23 protein-coding genes are annotated in these 20,271 nt (G+C 39.4%); 18 read left to right on the top strand and 5 right to left on the bottom strand.

All coding sequences use genetic code 11. The features are described 5' to 3' along the window. Positions 1-59 precede the first annotated feature (59 nt). From purE to IGK54_RS07630, 13 genes are all read left to right on the top strand, one after another. Positions 60-548 carry a 5-(carboxyamino)imidazole ribonucleotide mutase gene (gene purE / locus IGK54_RS07690; protein ID WP_002360132.1) on the top strand — a complete coding sequence of 163 codons (489 nt, stop codon included), beginning with the start codon at positions 60-62 and terminating at the stop codon, positions 546-548. Then, a complete protein-coding gene (gene purK, locus IGK54_RS07685) occupies positions 541-1,665 on the top strand; it encodes a 5-(carboxyamino)imidazole ribonucleotide synthase (RefSeq protein ID WP_016633268.1) in 1,125 nt (374 codons plus the stop codon). Before purE ends, purK begins: the two co-directional genes overlap by 8 nt. Before the next feature lie 151 nt (positions 1,666-1,816). Continuing rightward, complete coding sequence (gene purC / locus IGK54_RS07680; protein ID WP_002357270.1) at positions 1,817-2,530, top strand: phosphoribosylaminoimidazolesuccinocarboxamide synthase; 714 nt, start codon at positions 1,817-1,819, stop codon at positions 2,528-2,530. Positions 2,531-2,543: 13 nt separating this feature from the next. Beyond that, positions 2,544-2,795, top strand: a complete 252-nt coding sequence (purS, locus tag IGK54_RS07675; protein ID WP_002357271.1) for a phosphoribosylformylglycinamidine synthase subunit PurS — start codon at positions 2,544-2,546, stop codon at positions 2,793-2,795. After that, entirely contained in the window at positions 2,796-3,470 is a 675-nt protein-coding gene (gene purQ / locus IGK54_RS07670) for a phosphoribosylformylglycinamidine synthase subunit PurQ (RefSeq protein WP_002361952.1), read from the top strand. Beyond that, positions 3,467-5,686: a phosphoribosylformylglycinamidine synthase subunit PurL gene (gene purL / locus IGK54_RS07665; protein ID WP_430602853.1), complete on the top strand. Its 2,220-nt coding sequence runs from the start codon at positions 3,467-3,469 to the stop codon at positions 5,684-5,686. Before purQ ends, purL begins: the two co-directional genes overlap by 4 nt. Next, complete coding sequence (gene purF / locus IGK54_RS07660) at positions 5,662-7,101, top strand: amidophosphoribosyltransferase (RefSeq protein ID WP_016615173.1); 1,440 nt, start codon at positions 5,662-5,664, stop codon at positions 7,099-7,101. Before purL ends, purF begins: the two co-directional genes overlap by 25 nt. 1 nt (position 7,102) lies before the next feature. Beyond that, positions 7,103-8,134 carry a phosphoribosylformylglycinamidine cyclo-ligase gene (gene purM / locus IGK54_RS07655; protein WP_016615172.1) on the top strand — a complete coding sequence of 344 codons (1,032 nt, stop codon included), beginning with the start codon at positions 7,103-7,105 and terminating at the stop codon, positions 8,132-8,134. Next, entirely contained in the window at positions 8,131-8,703 is a 573-nt protein-coding gene (gene purN / locus IGK54_RS07650) for a phosphoribosylglycinamide formyltransferase (RefSeq protein WP_002360141.1), read from the top strand. Before purM ends, purN begins: the two co-directional genes overlap by 4 nt. Then, entirely contained in the window at positions 8,700-10,241 is a 1,542-nt protein-coding gene (purH, locus tag IGK54_RS07645) for a bifunctional phosphoribosylaminoimidazolecarboxamide formyltransferase/IMP cyclohydrolase (RefSeq protein WP_025193704.1), read from the top strand. The genes purN and purH overlap by 4 nt, the downstream gene beginning before the upstream one ends. An 18-nt stretch (positions 10,242-10,259) precedes the next feature. Further along, positions 10,260-11,507 carry a phosphoribosylamine--glycine ligase gene (gene purD / locus IGK54_RS07640; protein WP_016615170.1) on the top strand — a complete coding sequence of 416 codons (1,248 nt, stop codon included), beginning with the start codon at positions 10,260-10,262 and terminating at the stop codon, positions 11,505-11,507. Positions 11,508-11,635: 128 nt separating this feature from the next. Next, on the top strand, positions 11,636-11,965 hold the full coding sequence (locus tag IGK54_RS07635; RefSeq protein WP_010821661.1) for a DUF1648 domain-containing protein: 330 nt from the start codon (positions 11,636-11,638) through the stop codon (positions 11,963-11,965). 20 nt (positions 11,966-11,985) lie between these two features. Continuing rightward, the gene (locus IGK54_RS07630; protein WP_078071503.1) at positions 11,986-12,720 is read left to right on the top strand and encodes a TIM44-like domain-containing protein; all 735 of its coding nucleotides are present in this window, start codon (positions 11,986-11,988) and stop codon (positions 12,718-12,720) included. Positions 12,721-12,759: 39 nt separating this feature from the next. Here IGK54_RS07630 and IGK54_RS07625 read toward each other — a convergent pair whose 3' ends face one another. The 4 genes from IGK54_RS07625 to IGK54_RS07610 all read right to left on the bottom strand — a co-directional run bounded on the left by IGK54_RS07625 (position 12,760) and on the right by IGK54_RS07610 (position 15,160). Continuing rightward, positions 12,760-13,281, bottom strand: a complete 522-nt coding sequence (locus tag IGK54_RS07625; protein WP_002385866.1) for a QueT transporter family protein — start codon at positions 13,279-13,281, stop codon at positions 12,760-12,762. 145 nt (positions 13,282-13,426) lie between these two features. Then, entirely contained in the window at positions 13,427-14,212 is a 786-nt protein-coding gene (locus IGK54_RS07620; RefSeq protein WP_016616884.1) for a 3-oxoacyl-ACP reductase, read from the bottom strand. Between the two features lie 62 nt (positions 14,213-14,274). Next, entirely contained in the window at positions 14,275-14,508 is a 234-nt protein-coding gene (locus IGK54_RS07615) for a DUF2829 domain-containing protein (RefSeq protein WP_002357284.1), read from the bottom strand. Beyond that, positions 14,498-15,160 (bottom strand): YigZ family protein, encoded by a 663-nt coding sequence (locus IGK54_RS07610; protein WP_010708717.1) that lies wholly within the window; start codon positions 15,158-15,160, stop codon positions 14,498-14,500. Before IGK54_RS07610 ends, IGK54_RS07615 begins: the two co-directional genes overlap by 11 nt. Positions 15,161-15,302: 142 nt before the next feature. Here IGK54_RS07610 and IGK54_RS07605 point away from each other — a divergent pair, with 142 nt between their 5' ends. Together IGK54_RS07605 and IGK54_RS07600 are read left to right on the top strand one after the other, a co-directional pair. Further along, positions 15,303-15,590 (top strand): DUF7662 domain-containing protein, encoded by a 288-nt coding sequence (locus IGK54_RS07605; RefSeq protein ID WP_002357286.1) that lies wholly within the window; start codon positions 15,303-15,305, stop codon positions 15,588-15,590. A gap of 120 nt (positions 15,591-15,710) precedes the next feature. After that, on the top strand, positions 15,711-16,046 hold the full coding sequence (locus IGK54_RS07600; protein ID WP_002381823.1) for a PTS sugar transporter subunit IIB: 336 nt from the start codon (positions 15,711-15,713) through the stop codon (positions 16,044-16,046). A 324-nt stretch (positions 16,047-16,370) separates the two neighbouring features. Here IGK54_RS07600 and IGK54_RS07595 read toward each other — a convergent pair whose 3' ends face one another. Beyond that, entirely contained in the window at positions 16,371-17,087 is a 717-nt protein-coding gene (locus tag IGK54_RS07595) for an AAA family ATPase (RefSeq protein WP_142957138.1), read from the bottom strand. Positions 17,088-17,360: 273 nt separating this feature from the next. Between IGK54_RS07595 and IGK54_RS07590 the strand changes: the two genes are divergently transcribed. The 3 genes from IGK54_RS07590 (at position 17,361) to hpf (ending at position 20,043) form a co-directional block, all read left to right on the top strand. Further along, complete coding sequence (locus tag IGK54_RS07590; protein WP_142957137.1) at positions 17,361-18,677, top strand: DEAD/DEAH box helicase; 1,317 nt, start codon at positions 17,361-17,363, stop codon at positions 18,675-18,677. After that, a complete protein-coding gene (locus IGK54_RS07585) occupies positions 18,667-19,353 on the top strand; it encodes a ComF family protein (protein WP_002361937.1) in 687 nt (228 codons plus the stop codon). Before IGK54_RS07590 ends, IGK54_RS07585 begins: the two co-directional genes overlap by 11 nt. A gap of 138 nt (positions 19,354-19,491) precedes the next feature. Further along, positions 19,492-20,043, top strand: a complete 552-nt coding sequence (gene hpf, locus IGK54_RS07580) for a ribosome hibernation-promoting factor, HPF/YfiA family (protein ID WP_002357293.1) — start codon at positions 19,492-19,494, stop codon at positions 20,041-20,043. Positions 20,044-20,271 lie beyond the last annotated feature (228 nt).

The raw sequence follows: 20,271 nt of genomic DNA, 5'->3' as shown, positions 1-20,271 counted from the left end.
ATCTCTTTTTCTCATTGTTAGAATAACAGTGAAAAAAGGCGGAAGGAGTTATTACATTCATGAAACCATTAGTCGCTGTGATTATGGGAAGTACCTCAGACTGGGCAACGATGAAAGCTGCTTGTCTTGTGTTGGAAGAGTTGGGAATTCCTTATGAAAAACGAGTGATATCAGCACATAGGACCCCTGATTTGATGTTTCGTTTTGCAGAGGAATCACGAACAAAAGGATTGAAGGTTATTATCGCTGGCGCTGGTGGAGCGGCCCATTTACCAGGGATGGTAGCTGCAAAGACAACCTTACCTGTCATTGGTGTTCCAGTTAAAACACGAACATTAAACGGTATTGATTCACTGTTGTCTATTGTGCAGATGCCAGGGGGAGTTCCTGTAGCAACAACTGCGATTGGCTCAGCAGGTGCTACCAATGCTGGGTTATTAGCTGCAGAAATACTAAGTATTGATGATTTACAGTTAGCAGAAAGAATCCAAGCAAGACGACAATCATTGGAAAAAGCGGTTATGGAAAGTGGGGAACAACTTGAATAAACCTTTAAAAGTCGGAGCAACTATTGGCATTATAGGTGGGGGACAGTTAGGGCGAATGCTAGTCATGAGTGGTAAAAAAATGGGTTTCCAAATGATTGTGTTGGACCCAACGCTCAATAGTCCAGCTGGTCAAGTAGCTGACCGTCAAATTGTGGCAGCCTTTGATCAGATATCTGCTTTAACTGAACTAGCAGAGTTATGCGATGTGATCACCTATGAATTTGAAAATATTGAAGTGGCCTCCCTAGAAAAGGCCATTCCACTAGAAAAGGTGCCACAAGGAACAGAATTGTTAAAAATTACTCAAAATCGATTGCTTGAAAAAACGTTTCTTCAATCGATTGGCTGTAAGATTGCCCCTTTTGCGGAAGTGAAAAGTCAGAAAGAGCTGCCACAAGCAACAGAAAAGATTGGTTTTCCATGTGTCTTAAAAACTATTCAAGGTGGATACGATGGAAAAGGACAGGTCGTCTTAAAATGCGAAGAGGATTTCTCCCAAGCGACTGAATTATTAGCTAACGCTACTTGTGAATTAGAAAAGTGGGTGCCTTTCACTAAAGAACTTTCAATCATCGTTGCAGGGAATAAGCATGGTTACCAAAGCTTTCCTGTATCTGAAAACATTCATCGAAAGAATATCTTGCATGAATCAATTGTGCCAGCTCGAATTTCTGAGAATGTGCAACAAAAAGCAGCGGAATTGGCGCAACACATTGCTGAGGAATTAAATTTATCTGGGGTTTTAGCTATCGAACTGTTTTTAACAGATTCAGAAGAGTTGTACGTCAATGAATTAGCGCCACGGCCTCATAACTCAGGTCATTACTCAATTGAAGCTTGCTCATTTAGTCAATTTGATGCGCATATTCGAGGGATTAGCAATTGGGGCATTGGGTTACCCCAGTTACTTCAACCAGTGGTTATGGTGAATCTCTTAGGTGAACACTTAGAAAAAAGCTACCAGTTATGCACGTCAAAACCCACTTGGCAAGTCCATTACTATGGAAAAGCCGAATCAAAAGTTGGCAGAAAAATGGGCCACGTCACCATTACAACACCTTGCTTATCAGAAACGTTAAAGGAAATTGAGACTGTTGGTATTTGGAACGTAACTTAATAAATGCTTGCTCCAAGCAAGTTTTTTATTTTTACATTCGACAAACACGAACGATTATTGTTTTTTTATAACTAATGTAAGTTTTTAACTGATGTGAATCAGCTGACTTAGAAAGAATAGCGTTCATGAAGCTAACGAGAAGAGGGAAAGAATGGAAAAGAAAGCACTTGTGTATACAGGAAAAGCGAAGAAGTTGTATCAAACAGAAAATGCAGCGGTTCTTTTTGTGGAATATCTTGATCAAGCAACAGCTTTAAACGGTCAAAAAAAAGACAAAGTTCTTGGGAAAGGCGCTTTAAATAATCAAATCACTAGTCTAATTTTTGAACATTTACAGCAACAAAAGATTCCCAATCATTTTATCAAAAAAGTATCTGAACACGAACAATTAATTCAGGCCGTAGAAATGATTCCTTTGGAAGTTGTCGTACGTAATTATGCGGCAGGAAGTTTTTCAAAGCGTTTAGCGATTGAAGAGGGCACTAAATTAGTGACGCCCATTATCGAATTTTATTACAAAGAAGATCGTCTGGATGATCCTTTTATTAACGAAGACCATATTCAATTTCTAAAAGTAGCCACTCCTGCTGAAATTGTGGAGATTAAAGCATTGGCTTTACAAATTAATCAGGCGCTTAGTCAACTCTTTCAACGCCTCAATATTTGTTTGATCGATTTTAAAATCGAGATTGGTCGGACGAAGGCCAATCAATTGTTACTGGCAGATGAAATTTCTCCAGACACCTGTCGTCTATGGGATTTAAACACAAACGAACATCTGGATAAAGATGTTTATCGCCGTGAATTAGGAGAAATAGTTCCTGTATATGAAGAAGTTTTACAACGTTTACTAACAGCTAATTGAGGAGGAAGCGCGTATGTATTTTGTCAAAGTCTATGTTACGTATAAAGAATCAATTTTGGATCCCCAAGGTGAAGCGGTTAAGGAAGCAGTCCATCGGCTTGGTTTTACAGAAGTAGCCGAAATCCGTGTCGGTAAGTATTTTGAAATGCACGTCCAGCAGACAGAAGCAATTGAAGAGAAAATTGAACAAATTTGTGATCAACTATTAGCCAATGTAAATATGGAATCCTATCGTTTTGAAATTTTATCTTTGGAGGAAATTTAAATGAAATTGGCAGTGATTGTTTTTCCAGGATCCAATTGTGATGCAGACTTATTGTGGGCTGTCAAAGAGGTGATGGGCGTCGATGCAGAATTTGTCCGACACGATGCCACTTCTTTAGCAAAATTTGATGGCGTATTGTTGCCTGGTGGTTTTTCTTATGGCGATTACTTACGTTGTGGTGCAATTGCTCGGTTTTCGCCAATTATCAATGAGGTGATTCGCTTTGCTACAGAAGGCAAAATGGTTTTTGGTACTTGTAATGGCTTTCAAATTTTAACAGAAATTGGCTTGCTTCCTGGTACGTTGTTAAGAAATGATTCGCTTCGTTTTATTTGTAAAAGTGTCCCATTGAAAGTGAATACGCACACAAAGTTTACAAGCGAGTATCCTGAAAATGTTTCGATACATTTACCAGTAGCACATGGCGAAGGGAATTACTATTGTGATGAAAAAACGTTGAAAGAGCTGAAAGAAAAGAACCAAATTGTTTTTACGTATCAAGAAAAGGTGAACGGTAGTCTTGCGAATATTGCTGGTATTTGTAATGAACAGGGCAATGTTCTAGGAATGATGCCTCATCCGGAACGAGCGATGGAAGAATTGTTAGGTTCAACAGATGGACGCAGCTTTTTTGCTTCAATCATTAAAAACTTTGGAAAGGAATTAAGCCAATGATGAATGAACCAACACCAAAAGAAATCAAGGAGACACGGTTGTATGCAGAATGGGGACTAACAGATGAAGAATATCATCAGATTGAGACCATTTTGCAAAGAGAACCTAATTATACAGAAACTGGCTTATTCTCCGTGATGTGGAGTGAACATTGCTCTTACAAAAATTCCAAGCCCGTTTTAAAAAAGTTTCCGACGGAAGGGCCACAAGTGCTTCAAGGCCCTGGTGAAGGAGCTGGGATTGTCGATATTGGTGACGGATTAGCTGTTGTTTTTAAAGCAGAGAGCCATAATCATCCTTCTGCAGTAGAACCTTACGAAGGAGCAGCTACAGGCGTTGGTGGAATTATTCGCGATATTTTCAGTATGGGGGCGCGGCCGATTGCTTTACTGGATTCGCTAAGATTTGGCGAACTGACGGATGCACGAACACGTTATTTGTTTCAAGAAGTTGTGGCGGGGATTAGCGGTTATGGAAATTGTATTGGTATTCCAACCGTTGGCGGCGAAATTGCTTTTGAGCCATGTTATCAAGGAAACCCACTTGTTAATGCTATGTGTGTGGGATTGATTCGTCATGATGAAATTCAAAAAGGCCAAGCAAAAGGCGTCGGAAATAGCATTCTTTACGTAGGTGCGAAAACAGGACGAGATGGAATTCATGGTGCGACCTTTGCTTCAGAAGAATTTAGTGAAGGTGAAGAACAGCAACGATCTGCGGTACAAGTAGGTGATCCGTTTATGGAAAAATTATTATTGGAAGCTTGTCTTGATTTAATCAAAAATCATCAAGATATTTTAATCGGCATCCAAGATATGGGGGCGGCTGGCTTGGTTTCTTCAAGTGCTGAAATGGCATCAAAAGCAGGTTCAGGCTTGATTCTAGAGCTAGATAAAGTTCCACAGAGAGAGACGCAGATGAGCCCCTATGAAATGCTCTTGTCTGAGTCCCAAGAACGGATGTTAATCTGTGTGGAAAAAGGAGCAGAACAGCAAGTTTGTGAATTGTTTCAAACATATGACTTAGAAGCGGTAACGATTGGATCCGTAACAGATGATGGACAGTATCGTGTCTTTCACAGTGGCAAAATAGTCGCAGATGTACCAGTAGATGCTTTAGCAGAAGAAGCACCTGTTTACCAGAAAGCCTATCAAGAACCAGAACGTATGCGTGCTTTTAAAAAATTAGCGCCCTTCATTCCAGAAATTACGAATAGTACGGAATTATTAAAACGCCTATTGCAACAGCCAACGATTGCATCGAAAAAATCAGTTTACGAAACCTATGATAGTCAAGTACAAACGAATACAGTGGTGCAACCAGGAAGTGATGCAGCTGTTTTAAGAGTGCGGGGCACCAATAAAGCCTTAGCGATGACGACAGATTGTAATAGCCGTTATTTGTATTTAAATCCTGAAATTGGTGGGCAAATTGCGGTTGCAGAAGCAGCCCGTAATATTGTAGCAAGTGGAGCACAACCTTTGGCTATCACTGATTGCTTGAATTATGGTTCCCCAGATAAACCAGAAAGTTTTTGGGAATTATGGACGTCGGCGGATGGAATCGCCGCCGCCTGCCGTCAGCTAGGAACACCCGTGATTTCAGGGAACGTCTCTCTTTACAATGAAACAGATGGTCAAGCCATTTACCCTACGCCGATGATTGGTATGGTGGGAGTGATTGAAGATGTTTCACAAATTACCACACAAGCGTTTAAACAAGTTGATGACTTAATTTATCTCATCGGTGAAACCCAAGCAGATTTTAACGGCTCAGAAATTCAAAAAATGCAACTGGGTCGAATTGAAGGGCAATTACGCTCATTTGATTTAAAAGAGGAAAAAGCAAACCAAGAATTAGTTTTAAAAGCAATTCAAGCAGGCCTAGTTGCTAGCGCGCATGATTGCGCTGAAGGCGGCGTTGCCGTTGCTTTAGCCGAGTCGGCTTTTGCTAACGAACTGGGGTTACAGGTGACACTGCCATTGACAAAAGAATATCTATTTGCGGAGACGCAATCCCGTTTTATTCTTTCAGTTAGTCCCCAGCATCAAGAAGCATTTGAAACACTTATCGGAAGAAAAGCCCAACATATTGGAAAAGTGACTGAAACTGGTTTGGTCATTCATGCGTTAGATGATGTGATCAATTGTTCAACAAAAGAAGCCAAAGCCTTATGGGAGGATGCGATTCCATGTCTTATGAAGCAAAAAGCTTAAATGAAGAGTGTGGTATTTTTGGTATTTGGGGTCATCCTGATGCGGCACAAGTGACCTATTTTGGCTTACACAGCTTACAGCATCGAGGCCAAGAAGGCGCGGGAATTGTGGCGAACAATTCTGGGAAATTAGATGGCCACCGTGATTTAGGTTTATTAGCAGAAGTATTCCAAAAGCAAGAACAACTGAATGCATTAGAAGGAACGGCGGCTATTGGTCATGTACGCTATGCAACCGCTGGTACGGGTAGCGTGGATAATATTCAGCCATTTTTATTTAAATTTTATGATAGTCAAATTGGGTTAGCACACAATGGCAATTTGACAAATGCCAAACGTTTACGAAAACAACTAGAAAGAGAAGGCGCTATTTTTCATTCCAATTCAGACACTGAAATTTTAATGCACTTGATTCGAAAAAGCACTGCTGCCTCGTTTCTCGATAAACTAAAAGAGAGCTTGAATTTGGTTAAGGGGGGCTTTGCTTATCTTTTATTAACAGAAACGATGATGATTGCTGCACTAGATCCCAACGGCTTTCGCCCTCTCTCCATCGGACAAATGAACAATGGGGCGTACGTTGTGGCATCCGAAACGTGTGCATTAGAAACAGTTGGGGCTCGCTTTATTCAAGATGTGGCGCCTGGTGAAGTAGTCATCATTTCTGATGAAGGCTTGAAAATAGAGGTTTTCACTACGGAAGTCCAACCGGCAATTTGTGCAATGGAATATATTTATTTTGCACGGCCAGATTCAAATATTGCTGGAGTTAATGTGCATACAGCTCGTAAAAGAATGGGAAAGAACTTGGCGATCGAAAGTCCAGTCGCAGCTGATATGGTAGTTGGGGTACCGAACTCGTCATTGTCTGCAGCTAGCGGCTATGCAGAAGAAGCACAGATTCCTTACGAACTAGGTTTAGTAAAAAATCAATATGTCGCTCGAACATTCATCCAGCCGACACAAGAATTAAGAGAACAAGGTGTCCGTATGAAACTATCGGCAGTTCGTGGCGTGGTCAAAGGAAAAAAAGTCGTTTTAGTAGATGATTCGATTGTTCGCGGGACCACTATTCGGCGCATTATCCATTTATTAAAAGAAGCAGAAGCGCAAGAAGTTCATGTCAGAATTGCTTCACCGCCATTAAAATATCCGTGTTTTTATGGCATTGATATACAGACGAGGGACGAACTAATTGCGGCAAACTATTCAATTGAAGAGATCAAAGAGCAGATTGGCGCAGATTCGCTGGCTTTTTTGAGTGAAGCAGGGCTGATTGATGGGATTCAATTAAATTATGATGCTCCTTATTCTGGGCTGTGTATGGCTTACTTTAATGGAGACTATCCAACGCCTTTGTATGATTATGAAGAACAATATCAAGCATCCTTGAAAAAAGAAACTAGGAGGAATTGACATGGAAAATGCCTATTCAAAAGCTGGCGTAAATGTTGAGGCGGGATACGAAGTAGTGGAACGAATTCAAAAGCATAGCCAAAAGACACAACGGACGGGAACGTTGGGCATGCTTGGTGGTTTTGGTGGTTGTTTTGATTTAAGTAGTTACAAGCTTAAAGAACCAGTTTTGGTATCAGGAACGGATGGCGTAGGGACAAAGTTACTCTTGGCAATTGAAGAACAGAGACACGAGACAATCGGAATTGATTGTGTAGCAATGTGTGTCAATGATGTCGTCGCACAAGGCGCCGAACCGTTATATTTTTTAGATTATTTAGCGTTAGGGATCGTTAATCCAGCTAAAGTTGAAGCAATTGTTGCGGGTGTTGCGGCTGGCTGTTGTGAGGCGAATGCAGCCTTAATTGGGGGCGAAACAGCTGAAATGCCTGATATGTATGAAGCAGATGCTTATGACGTGGCTGGTTTTGCCGTGGGTATTGCTGAGAAAAGTCAACTCTTGACTCCAAGTAACGTAAAAGAAGGCGATTTCTTGATTGGTCTCCCTTCAAGTGGTCTTCATTCTAATGGTTACTCTTTAGTAAGAAATGTTTTTTTTAAGAAACATTCGTTTAAAACAACGGACAAGCTTCCAGAATTGGCACCCAAAACGTTAGGGGAAGAATTATTAACACCAACAAAAATTTATGTGAAGGAATTATTGCCATTGTTAAAAGCAGGACTCGTGCATGGGGCTGCGCATATTACTGGTGGCGGGTTTTTAGAAAATCTACCAAGAATGTTTTCTTCTTCATTAGCTGCAGAGATTCAATTAAATAGTTGGCCAGTGCTACCAATTTTTAAATTGATTCAAAAATACGGTGAAATTCCATCTGAAGAAATGTATGAAATTTTCAATATGGGCTTAGGGATGATTTTAGCGGTGAGTCCAGAGCATGTTGAAAAAGTTCAGGAGCTTTTGCCAGAAGCTTTTGAAATTGGTCGTTTGGTACCTAGGAAAACGAAAGCCGTTATTTTTAAGGAATCCGTATGAAGATAGCTGTTTTTGCATCTGGCAATGGTAGCAATTTTGAGGCGATTGCTGCAGCTTTTTCCCAGAAAAAAATCGCAGGGCAGTTGAGCTTAGTCTTTTGTGATCAGCCTGAAGCCTACGTATTGACCCGTGCCCAAAAACGCAAGATTCCCGTTGTTTGCTTTTCGCCATCTGATTTTCCATCTCGTGGGCAGTATGAGGAACAAGTATTGAAACATTTAAAAGAGCATCAGATCGATTTAATCGTGTTAGCTGGTTATTTGAGAATTATCGGCAAGACTTTACTGGAGGCTTATCCAAAGAGAATCGTCAATATTCATCCTTCGCTGTTACCTAGTTTTCCAGGTCTTCACGGAATTGAAGAGGCATTTCATTATGGAGTGAAAATAACAGGAATCACTATCCATTATGTTGACTCTGGGGTTGATACAGGACCGATTATTTTCCAAACAACCACCAAGATTGATACTGAAGATACATTGGACACATTAGCAGAGAAAATTCATGCTCTTGAGCACGAATGGTACCCAAAAATAATTTCACAAATTGTAAAGGAGACAATGAAATGACCAAAAGAGCATTGATTAGCGTTTCAGACAAAACAGGAGTGACAACATTTGCAGCAGGCTTAGTTGCAAATGGCTTTGAAATTATCTCCACTGGGGGAACAAGGACTGTCTTAGAAGAAGCGGGGGTACCGACACTTGCTATTGACGACATCACTGGCTTTCCAGAAATGTTAGATGGTCGTGTCAAAACGTTACATCCGAATATCCATGGCGGACTTTTGGCAAAAAGGGGAAACCAAGCGCATCAAAAAGCACTGACTGAACAAGGCATTCATTTTATTGACCTTGTAGTAGTGAATCTTTATCCATTTAAAGAAACAATTTTAAAACCAACAATCTCTGAAGCAGAAGCGATTGAAATGATTGATATTGGCGGTCCTAGCATGTTACGTTCAGCGGCAAAAAATTATCAAGACGTAACAGCAGTGGTTGATCCTAGTGATTATGAACAGGTATTAAGTGAAATTAGCAGCACTGGAACTAGCCAGTTAGCCACTAGAAAAAGATTAGCAGCAAAAGTCTTTCGTCATACCGCTGCTTATGACGCGCTTATCGCTGACTATTTAACGACGCAAGTGGGTGAAACTGAACCAGAGAAACAGACGCTTACTTATGAACGTAAGCAAACATTGCGCTATGGTGAAAATAGCCATCAACAGGCCACCTTTTATCAATCCGTTGTACCTGTATCATTATCCATTGCTTCCGCTCGACAACTTCATGGCAAAGAACTGTCATATAACAATATTCGAGATGCTGATGCAGCACTCCGGATTGCTAGCGAGTTTACAGAACCTACGGTCGTCGCTGTTAAACATATGAACCCATGTGGAATTGGAACAGGAAAAACGATTTTGGCAGCCTATCGTCAGGCATTTGAAGCAGATCCAGTTTCAATTTTTGGTGGCATTGTTGTTTTGAATCGTCCAGTGGACCAAGCGACTGCGGCTGAAATGCATCAAATCTTTTTAGAGATAATTATTGCGCCTAGTTTTGAGGAAAAAGCTCTGGCATTGTTATCTCAGAAAAAGAATCTTCGTTTGTTAACGTTAGATTTTCATGCTCAAGAAAAAAAAGCGGTGGAATTAGTTTCTGTTATGGGCGGGTTATTAATTCAAGAACAGGATACAGTTGTTGAAAATGACCAAGCATGGCAAGTTGTTACAGAGCGCCAACCCACACCAGCCGAAAGAGACGCCTTGAACTTTGCTTGGAAAGCAGTCAAGCATGTAAAATCAAACGCTATTGTTTTAGCCAATGAAAGCCAAACGGTGGGGATTGGCGCTGGTCAAATGAATCGAATTGGTTCAGTAAAAATTGCAGTTGATCAAGCCCAAGCAGCTGGAAAATTACAAGGGGCCGTCTTAGCAAGTGATGCCTTTTTCCCCATGGCAGATAGTGTGGAATATGCTGCACAACATGGTATTCAAGCAATTATTCAGCCAGGCGGGAGCATTAAAGACCAAGCATCAATCGATCTAGCGAATCATTATGGCATTGCGATGATTTTTACTGGGACTCGTCATTTCAAACATTAATTTTTAAAGGAGAAACCGATGAATATATTAGTGATTGGGCGTGGTGGTCGTGAACATGCAATCGCCAAAAAATTACAGCAAGAAAATAAAGTCAAGACTGTTTATTGTGCACCAGGTAATCCTGGTATGAGTGGTGATAATATTCGGACTGTACCTATCAGTGAAGAGCAGCAAACGGAACTAATTCAATTTGCAAAGGATAATCAGATTGATTGGACATTCGTCGGACCGGAAACGCCATTAATTGAAGGTATTGTAGATGCCTTTCAAGCAGCGGGATTACTGATTTTTGGCCCGACAAAATCAGCTGCAATAATTGAAGGTTCAAAAAGTTTTGCGAAAGATTTTATGCAAAAATACCAGATTCCAACGGCGGAATATCGGGTCTTTCGACGTTTGGCACCTGCCTTAGAATATATTGAACAGCAAGGAGTACCAATTGTTATTAAGGCAGATGGTTTGGCAGCTGGAAAAGGAGTAGTAGTTGCCGAAACAAAAGCAGCCGCAAAACGGGCGCTAGTTGCGATGATGGAGGACCAACAATTTGGAGCAAGCGGTCAAACGGTCGTAATCGAAGAATTTTTGCAAGGAGAAGAATTTTCCTTAATGGCTTTTGTTTCTAATGAGAAGGTATATCCGATGGTGATTGCTCAAGATCATAAGCGGATTTTCGATGGGGATGCTGGTCCGAATACAGGGGGGATGGGTGCTTACACACCAGTGCCTCAGATCCCAGAAGAAGCGGTTCAGCAAGCCATTAGCCAAGTCCTGAAACCGACTGCTAAAGGAATGGTGGCTGAAAAACGTCCGTTTCAAGGGATTTTATATGCTGGTTTAATCCAAACAGCAACTGGCCCCAAGGTTATTGAATTTAATGCTCGATTTGGGGATCCAGAAACACAAGTTGTGTTGGCACGTTTAGAGAGTCCCCTTTCAGAAATAATTTCTTCATTGCTGGTGAAAGAGCAACCAACGATTGCATGGAATGAGTTAGCGAGTGTTGGTGTTGTTGTAGCAGCAGAAGGCTATCCTAATCAATATAAGACAAATCTACCATTGCCAGAAATGTCTGGTGCAACCATCTATTATGCAGGGGTAACTCGTTCAGAACAGGCTCTGGTTTCGGCTGGCGGACGAATCTTTTTAGCAGAAGCAACTGCTTCGACTCTTGAAGAAGCCCGCAAAAAAGTTTATCAAACATTGGATAATTACTCATTTCCTGGAATGTACTACCGAAAAGATATAGGTGTGAAAGGCTTGATTTAGGATTTTCAAAAACAGAGGCAAGGACATTTAATAGAATGTTTCCTTGTCTTTTTTTTATTGCAAATTCAGATAGGGAGGCATAAACTGAAAGTATATCCATCATTAAACTAGAGGAGAAAGCTAAGATAATGAGAAACAAGCAGATTGAAAAAGTTAGTCAGGGGTTGTTTATTGTTACAAGTGTCTTGGCAGTCTGTTTACTGTTATTAAGTGCGGTGGTTTATCCTGATTTACCAGCTCATGTGCCCATTCATGTGAATTTTTGGGGCGAGGGGAATTCGTTTGGCCCAAGATCTAGTATATTTATGTGGCCAGCGGTCCTGTTTGGCTTGAGTATTTATCAACGAAGTTATCAATCAGTACAACCATATGGCAGATGGCTGAAGGTATTATTAATCATTGTTAATCTTGGCGCTTTGTTTAGTATTCTGCGTCTATTTATTCATTTGTTGGTTTGAAGGGGTCGAAAGGTGAGAAAATGAGAAAGTTAATTTTAGTTTTTGTGGGTTGTGCCATGGCCTTTTGTTTATGGCCTAATCAAGCGGCGGCTGTAGCTGGTGGCTATGGCGGCGGACGTGTAGAAAGTCCTAGCGGAGGTAATCCCTCGAATGGTTTTTCGCCAAGCGGTGATGGATCAAGAAGTTATGTTCATCATAACGAGACCGGGACCAGCAACACAACGCCACTGGAAGGCTTAATTTCAACAGTGTTTTTTGTTCTTTTTGGGGGCACGATGATTTGGCAAAGACGCCGTAGAAATCAACCAGTCGATGAAGGAGCTTTTCAAGAAATGTGGGCAGCATTACCTGGAACATCAAAAGAAAAAAAGGCACTCTTAAAAGAAATACAACAAACGTTTTTAGAAATACAACAAGCGTGGGATCAAGAAAACTTGTCTGTGGTCAAAGATAACTATACAGAAAAACTTTATCAAAAACATCTTGCAGTATTACAAGCAAATCAACAAGCGGGCATCAGAAATCATGTGAAAAAAGTGAAAGTAGCGCCAGCTTCGAATTATCATCCTATTAGTGAAACCAGTTTTTCACTGATGCTTCATTTTTCTTGTATTGACTACGAGGAAGATACTCAAAGCGGTCGTGTTTTATCGGGATACAAGCATCAAAAACAATATTTTTCACAACTTTGGTATTTTGATTACAATCCATCTCTTGGAAAATGGCAAGCAGACTTCATTCAACCTAAAGGATAGTGCTAAAAAGCGCTTGGGGTTTAAACCCCAAGCGCTTTTTTATTCTTCGATGCGTTTTACAAGCTGTATTTTTTTATTTAATACGTAAATCAGGATGCCGCCGACCGTCATTGAAAGAAGTTCACCAAGTCCAACGGTCAACCATGTGTACCAAAAAGGTAACTGATAAAAGAACGTTAAGGGTCCGGCGACAGTGAACATGGACAAAGCAAAAAGAATGGCCGTCAGCATTAGTTTAATCAATAAATTTTGCTGGTTTTTTGTCGCAAAATAGGCAATCCATAAGACTGCGCACGTTCCAGCACTACCGATGACTATATCGATGATACCAAGAGGCGAAGCGGTGTTGGCAATCGCAACCCCTAACGTAATGGACCAGATATATCGCTTGTTAAAAACGCCTAAATAATTAAATAATTCGGCAAGACGAAGCTGTATCGGACCAAAACTAAGCGGAGCGAGAAGTACAGTGACAACGACATACAAAGCGGTAACCAGCGCCATTTTAGCCAAAGCCGTAGCTGACCACGTACTGGTTTGTGGATTTGATGAATGATTCATTTAAGATTCTCCTTTATAAAACAACGACGTGTTTTAGTGATAACCATAACCAAAGGAAGGGCAGCAAAGCCAACTGAAGTGTTATGGTGTGAGTTTCCTCACTGTGTTACATGTTACTGAAGAACAGACACTCTGTAAAGTCTTTTTATTTCATGGTCCAACCACCATCAATGGTCATAACTGTGCCGTGGATATAATCAGCGTCATCACTAGCTAGAAATAATGAAAGTTTTGCTACCTCTTGTGGCTGTGCCCAACGGCCCGCGGGTGTTTCACGTGCTACCCAAGTAGCCATTTCACCTTCTCCTACAAAATCAGCTGCGTTCATGGGTGTTTGGATGGCACCTGGCGCAATCGCATTTGCTCGAATGCCTAATTTGGCATAATCGTAGGAAAGTTGTTTTGTATACCCGATGATTGCGTGTTTGGAGGCAGTGTACGCTGCGCCGCCGCCCCCAGCTACTAAGCCAGCGATAGATGCCATATTAACGATTACTCCTTTTTTTTGTTGGAGGAAATAAGGTAATAGAGCATTGGTCACTAAAAAGACACTTTTTAAATTGGTTGCTAAAATTTGATCCCATAAAGCTTCCGAAGTTTCTAGAGAAGGACGATAATCATCTAAAATACCTGCCGTATTTAATAAAATATCAATTTGGCCGTTGTTTTTCACAATTTGTTTCATCGTGGCTTGCACAAATGAGGGAGAAGACACATCACCGACAAAATAAGTAAATGGCTTAGTAGAATCTGGGTTAACCAGTGCGGCTGTCTGCTTTAACCCCGTTTCGTCTAGGTCGATGCCAATAACTTCAGCACCTTGCTCAGCAAAGGCAATTGCTTGTGCTTGGCCAATCCCTGAAGCTGCACCGGTTACAAGCACCCGTTTTGTTTCAAATTCTTTTGGCATAAGAAAAACTCCTTTAAACATTTAAAAATTAAGGTCTGGAAGAACGAGCAATCGCCGTAATCTGCCAGACCTTATGTGTATAATTATGCTTCAACAATCACCCAATCTTCTGCTAAGACATCACAAGGTGTTGGTGAAAACATGCTGTAGCCTTCATCAGAAGTTTTGATTAAAAAATACGGGGTAACTTGTAAAAATTCACCTTCGGAGGTGCCAATTTCATCACGTAATTCAATAAAAAGTTCAAAACCGCTCCAGCCTTTACGTACGGCTTTTTTTCCTGCTTTAATCTGTGGCAATACTTCTTCAAATGTCATTTGATTGTGCTCCTTTTTCGTTAAATGGTAGTTCATGATAGCTCGTTGCACCTTTTTCAATTGTCAACTGACCGTTAAGTAGATCCGTCATTTCAGCTATAAATGTTTCTGTTGCTTGTTCATCTACTAAACAAATTAACTGAATAGACTCTGTGTAAATAGTTTCTTTAAGCGTGTAGGGACTATGTTCCAAAAAGGCTTGGGCTTTTCCTAATAAAGGATAGGCGATCGTAATCAATAGTTCTTGTTGCAATTTGCCAATGACTAAACCAATTTCATCTAAAGTGTGGGAAAGAGCATGACTATATGCTCGGATTAAACCACCAGTGCCTAATTTTATTCCGCCAAAATAACGAGTGACAACAGCCACTACGTTGATTAACTCTTTTTTCTTTAAGACTTCCAGCATTGGAACACCAGCAGTACCACTAGGTTCGCCGTCATCGCTGCTCCGCTGAATGTCATTTTTTTCGCCGATCACAAAAGCACTACAATTATGATTGGCTTTCCAATGTTCTTTTTTTATTGCGGCGATAAAGGCTTTTGCTTCTTCTTCTGATGTTACGCGCTTTACAGAACAGATAAACCGCGATTTCTTGATTTCAATCTCGCTGAAACCATCTTGTTTGACTGTAATATAGCTTTCTAACATATGGGCATCCTTTTCTCTCGTAATAAAGTCAGTATAAAAAAGAATCAACTGAATAGCAACTTTTTCTCTCATCTTTTTTGTGAGATTTTTTGGAAAAAAACGTTATAATAAGGTATGATAGAGAAAAGGGAGGCGCTGGAAAATGGTACATACACGACAGAAAAAATATGATACAATTACTCATTATTTGAAAACGAATGGCGGTTCCCAAGTTACCTTGACCTTTACCCAGTTTGATGAATTGTTATTCCCTCATTCTGGTTTACCAAAAACTGCTAAGACAGATGTCGATTGGTGGGCGAACGATTATAAGCATCCAGAAAAGGGCGCTTATGGTTGGTTGAATGCGAGTTACCAAGTAGTTCAAGTGAATTTGGAAAAAGAATATGTGGTATTTAATAAATTGCTGAAGTCAGCATGGTACGTTTAAACTAGGATTGTATCCGCTTTAAAAAACAAGAATGATTGACAAAAATTAACTTTACACTATAATATTTTTAATAGATAATGTTGAAAATTGAAAAAGGCAATGGTAAAAGGGGCTGTTAAAATGTCAAAAAAAACAATTATGTTAGTTTGCTCCGCAGGAATGAGTACTAGTTTACTTGTTACAAAAATGCAAAAAGCAGCATTTAATCAAGGCTTAGATGCCCATATATTTGCGGCTTCTGCATCGGAAGCAGAAACGAATTTAGAAAATAATCCAGTTGATGTGTTATTGTTAGGTCCACAAGTTCGTTATATGAAGAGTGATTTTGAAAAGCGTCTATCACCAAAAGGTATCCCAACAGATGTCATTAGCATGTCTGATTACGGCTTAATGAACGGGGAAAAAGTGTTGGAACAAGCCTTGGATTTGTTAGCACAAGCAGATAAAAAAGAGTAAAAACAAGTTGTTTTTTCGAGAATCTTCGAAAAAGCAACTTGTCTTTTTTTATGATTTTAGTTAATTGGAATTGAGCTGAGGCAGTCATTCTGGTTTATCAGTTCCATAAATTATAGTGCCGAAATTAGTCCTGTGAGCTAGAGAAAGATAACTGTCTTTAATTTTTTACTTTAATCTAGATACTAAAAAAGCATACTTAACAATCTATTTTCTGAATAATAAACGCCTTTTTCCGTAGTCTAAAAGTAGTAATTCAAAGAATGATTAACAATATTTTTATATACGAGTCATTATAGTATGGCATAAGCAATTCGAATAACAGACTTATTCAGCAAATAAATGAGAGATAATTCTGTTTTTGTTGTTTAAAAATAATGAGGTTATTTCATAAGGCATACTTTCTTCATACGTGATTTCCAAAGGACTATCTTTATCAAAAGAAATAATTTGTGAGTCAGGCATTGCAAGTAATATAGGTGAATGAGAGACAATAATGAATTGAGACCCCGCATCAATTAGTTTTTTTATAGATATCATTAAAGCTAGTTGGCGTTGAGGTGAGAGAGCCGCTTCAGATTCATCTAACAGGTACAGACCATTTCCTCTAAGCCGATGGTTCACCAGATTCAAAAAACTTTCGCCGTGTGATTGATGATGTAGGGATTTATCGCCATATTCAGAAAAATCTAAGTCTATATTTTCTGCATATGTAGCAACATTGTAGAAACTTTCAGCTCTTAAAAAGAAGCCATCCGTAGCACGCTTTACACTTTTTGCAACAGTTAAATAATTATGTAAATCCAAGTGAGTATCGTTTGTAGAGAAATTAAAATTAATACTACCGCCTTCAGGATTAAATCCCCAATTGACTGCGATTGCTTCTAATAAAGTGGATTTTCCAGTTCCATTTTCACCTGAAAAAAAAGTAATAGGTTTTTTAAAATTTAGTGAATTAAATTTATTCAGCCCTTCAATTTTTGAAAAAACAGAATCTTCTTCAAAAGCTTTGAATTCTAGTCTTTTTAAAAAAATATTTTCCATGATAAAGCTTGCTCCTTTCTAGTCTTTTCAAATTAAAGCTTGAATTACTAGATATACTTTAACATTAATTTTTCTTTAAAGGTAGATAAATTTGTTTATAAAAAAGCTGCATATAGGTAAGTCGAAAGTAGAAGATTCGTGTAAACAATAAAGCGTATCAAGAGTTTGTTTAGTAGGTAACGACTAGATAAGAATAGAAAGATAACGGTGGGAGATCTCCTTTTTCGCAAAAAAAGCTAGAGAAATGCGTATTTTATAATTGAGGTGGTTAACATGAAAGACTTGCATGGACGTAAAATAATTCTTGAAGAAACAGAACGTTCAATACAGACAAAACTGGTTTATTTACCAACAATGTTAGAGCGTTCCCCCCTAACAATTCAATGTCAGCGGTGCGGGGAAGTCGTATCCAAAAAAGAAAATAGATTGGCGATAAATGCATACTACTGTCATGCGTGCATTCAATTAGGCCGTGTGACTTCTTGTCAAAAATTTTGTCATTTACCAGAAAGGCCCAATAGCCCAAGAACTGTCTTTTTTGAGTGGTCTGGACAATTAACAAAGGGACAGCAAGCGATCTCGGTTGAACTTTGTGAGACAGCAAAAGCAAGAGAGAATCGCTTAGTGTGGGCAGTTACAGGTGCAGGCAAAACAGAAATGTTATTTGCTGTTTTACACCAAACCTTACAAGAAGGGGGGCGGATTGCGCTGGCTTCGCCGCGTGTCGATGTTTGCTTAGAACTGTTTCCCAGAATCCAAGCGGTTTTTCCTTATGAAGCAATTGCTTTACTCCACGGAAACAGTCAAGAATCGTATCGTTATACGAAACTAGTGATTTGCACCACCCATCAATTATTGAAATTCCATCAAGCGTTTGATTTACTTATCGTTGATGAAGTCGACTCTTTTCCTTTTGTTAATAACGAACATCTTTATTATGGAGTGCGTAACGCACGAAAAAAAAGAAGTAGTTTGGTGTACTTAACAGCAACGCCTACGAAAGAATTGCGGAAGCTTTTACAGCAAAAGAAGTTAGCAGCCAGTATTTTGCCAGCAAGATATCATCGTAGGCCATTACCTGTGCCACGCCGATTTTGGGTTCAGTCGTGGCAACGTCTTTCTAGCAAAAATATTAAAATCATTGCAAATCATTTGAAACGTTTATTGGTGCGTAATTCAGTTTTACTATTTTGCCCAAGCATTTCATTAATTCACCAATTGCATGCATTAATAGCTGAGCGATTTTCCGACAAAGAAGTTGTCGCCGTTTATGGTAGTGATGAGCTTCGCCTAGAAAAAGTTCAAGCAATGCGTCAGCAGAAAACGGATATTTTGATCACTACAACCATTTTAGAACGTGGTGTGACTTTTGATGCAGTCTCAGTTATTGTTTATGGTGCTAATCATCGAGTCTTCACTTCTTCAACACTTGTCCAAATTGCGGGCCGAGTCGATCGAAGACAAGAATTCAATTACGGCGAAGTTTTATTTTTACATGATGGGGAAACAAGAGATATGAAAGAGGCGATTCGGCAAATAAAGCAAATGAATCGTTTGGCTAGCAAACAAGGGATGTTAGATGGATTGTAAAAATTGCGCAAGCCCCATTCGTTTGGAGATAACATTAAAAATGCTCTTACGTTTTAAAAAATGGGCGAGGCCTTCACTTTGCCAGCACTGCCAAGCAAAGTTCCAGAAACTGCCAATGACAGGCACTTGTTTTGGCTGTAGTCGCGTCAGCCAAGAGCGCTATTGTTTTGATTGTCAAAGGTGGCAGCTGCTTTATCCAGAGTATTCTTTTCATAATGCAGCGTTGTTTCATTATGATGAAGGAATGCAAGAGTGGATGGAACGCTATAAATTTCAAGGAGACTATCGCTTAAGAATGTGTTTTAACGAGGAAATTAACTTTTACTTTCAGCAACAATCTGCGGACTATATTATTCCGGTGCCCTTATCCGAAAAACGAATGCAAGAACGAGGCTTCAACCAAGTAATTGGCTTACTAGAAGCGGCTGATGTTCCGTACAGCCCTTTTTTAATTAGAAAAGAGGAAAATGTTCCGCAATCTAAAAAAACTAGAAAGGAAAGGATGCAGTTGCAACAACCATTTGCCATCCAAAAAGAAAACCAAAAAAAATTAAAAAATTGTTCTGTTATTTTGGTGGATGACATCTATACCACTGGACGAACTCTTTTTCACGCAGCGGCTGTTATCAATGACTGTTATCCTAAAAGTTTGAATACGTTTACTCTCGCGCGGTAAAAAGAAAAGAATTCATAAATTTGATGACTATTTTGTTGGCAAAACCCAGATTATTCGATATAATGAAATTAAGAAGAAGGGAATTAAAGAGTGGTCCTTTAATCTTTTCTTTACTGGTAGATGAAAGGGGTAATTGTTATGTTTAGATATAATGTACGTGGAGAAAATATCGAGGTAACCGAAGCGATTCGAGACTATGTTGAGAAAAAAGTCGGTAAATTAGAAAGATATTTCAGCGATTCACCTGAAGCAACGGTTCACGTGAATTTGAAAGTGTACACTGAAAAAACAGCCAAAGTCGAGGTTACTATTCCTCTTCCTTATCTAGTTTTACGAGCTGAAGAAACGTCACCTGATTTATACGCAAGTATTGATTTGGTTGTCGATAAATTAGAACGACAAATTCGTAAATTTAAAACAAAAATCAACAGAAAATCTCGTGAAACAGGACGTAACAATACAAAAGCCGCTGTCTTCTTAGTTGGTGAAGAAACAGAAGAAACACCTTCAGAATTAGACATCGTTCGTACAAAACGTCTATCATTAAAACCGATGGACAGTGAAGAAGCTGTTTTACAAATGAACATGTTAGGACACAACTTCTTTATTTTTGAAGATGCTGAAACAAATGGAACAAGCATTGTTTACCGTCGTAAAGATGGCAAATATGGCTTGATTGAAACAGACTAAAGCTTAAAATAAGAGCTGAAATGCCTTCGTGCATTTCAGCTCTTTAAACATCTTTAAAGCACGGAGTAAAGAAAAAATAAAGAAATACATAAAATAACTTTAAAAGTTCCTCTTTTAAAGGAAAATGTCTGTAAAATAGAGAGAAATGGTTTTCTTTCTCGTCAAGTAATGATAAAATAAAACGGATAGATTGTGCTTCTTGTACAAAAAGGATACAAAAATAAAAAG

The sequence above is a fragment of the Enterococcus sp. DIV2384 genome (assembly GCF_050534975.1).
In the GTDB taxonomy this organism is placed as follows: domain Bacteria; phylum Bacillota; class Bacilli; order Lactobacillales; family Enterococcaceae; genus Enterococcus; species Enterococcus faecalis.
This window is presented reverse-complemented; position numbering and strand designations above follow the sequence as displayed.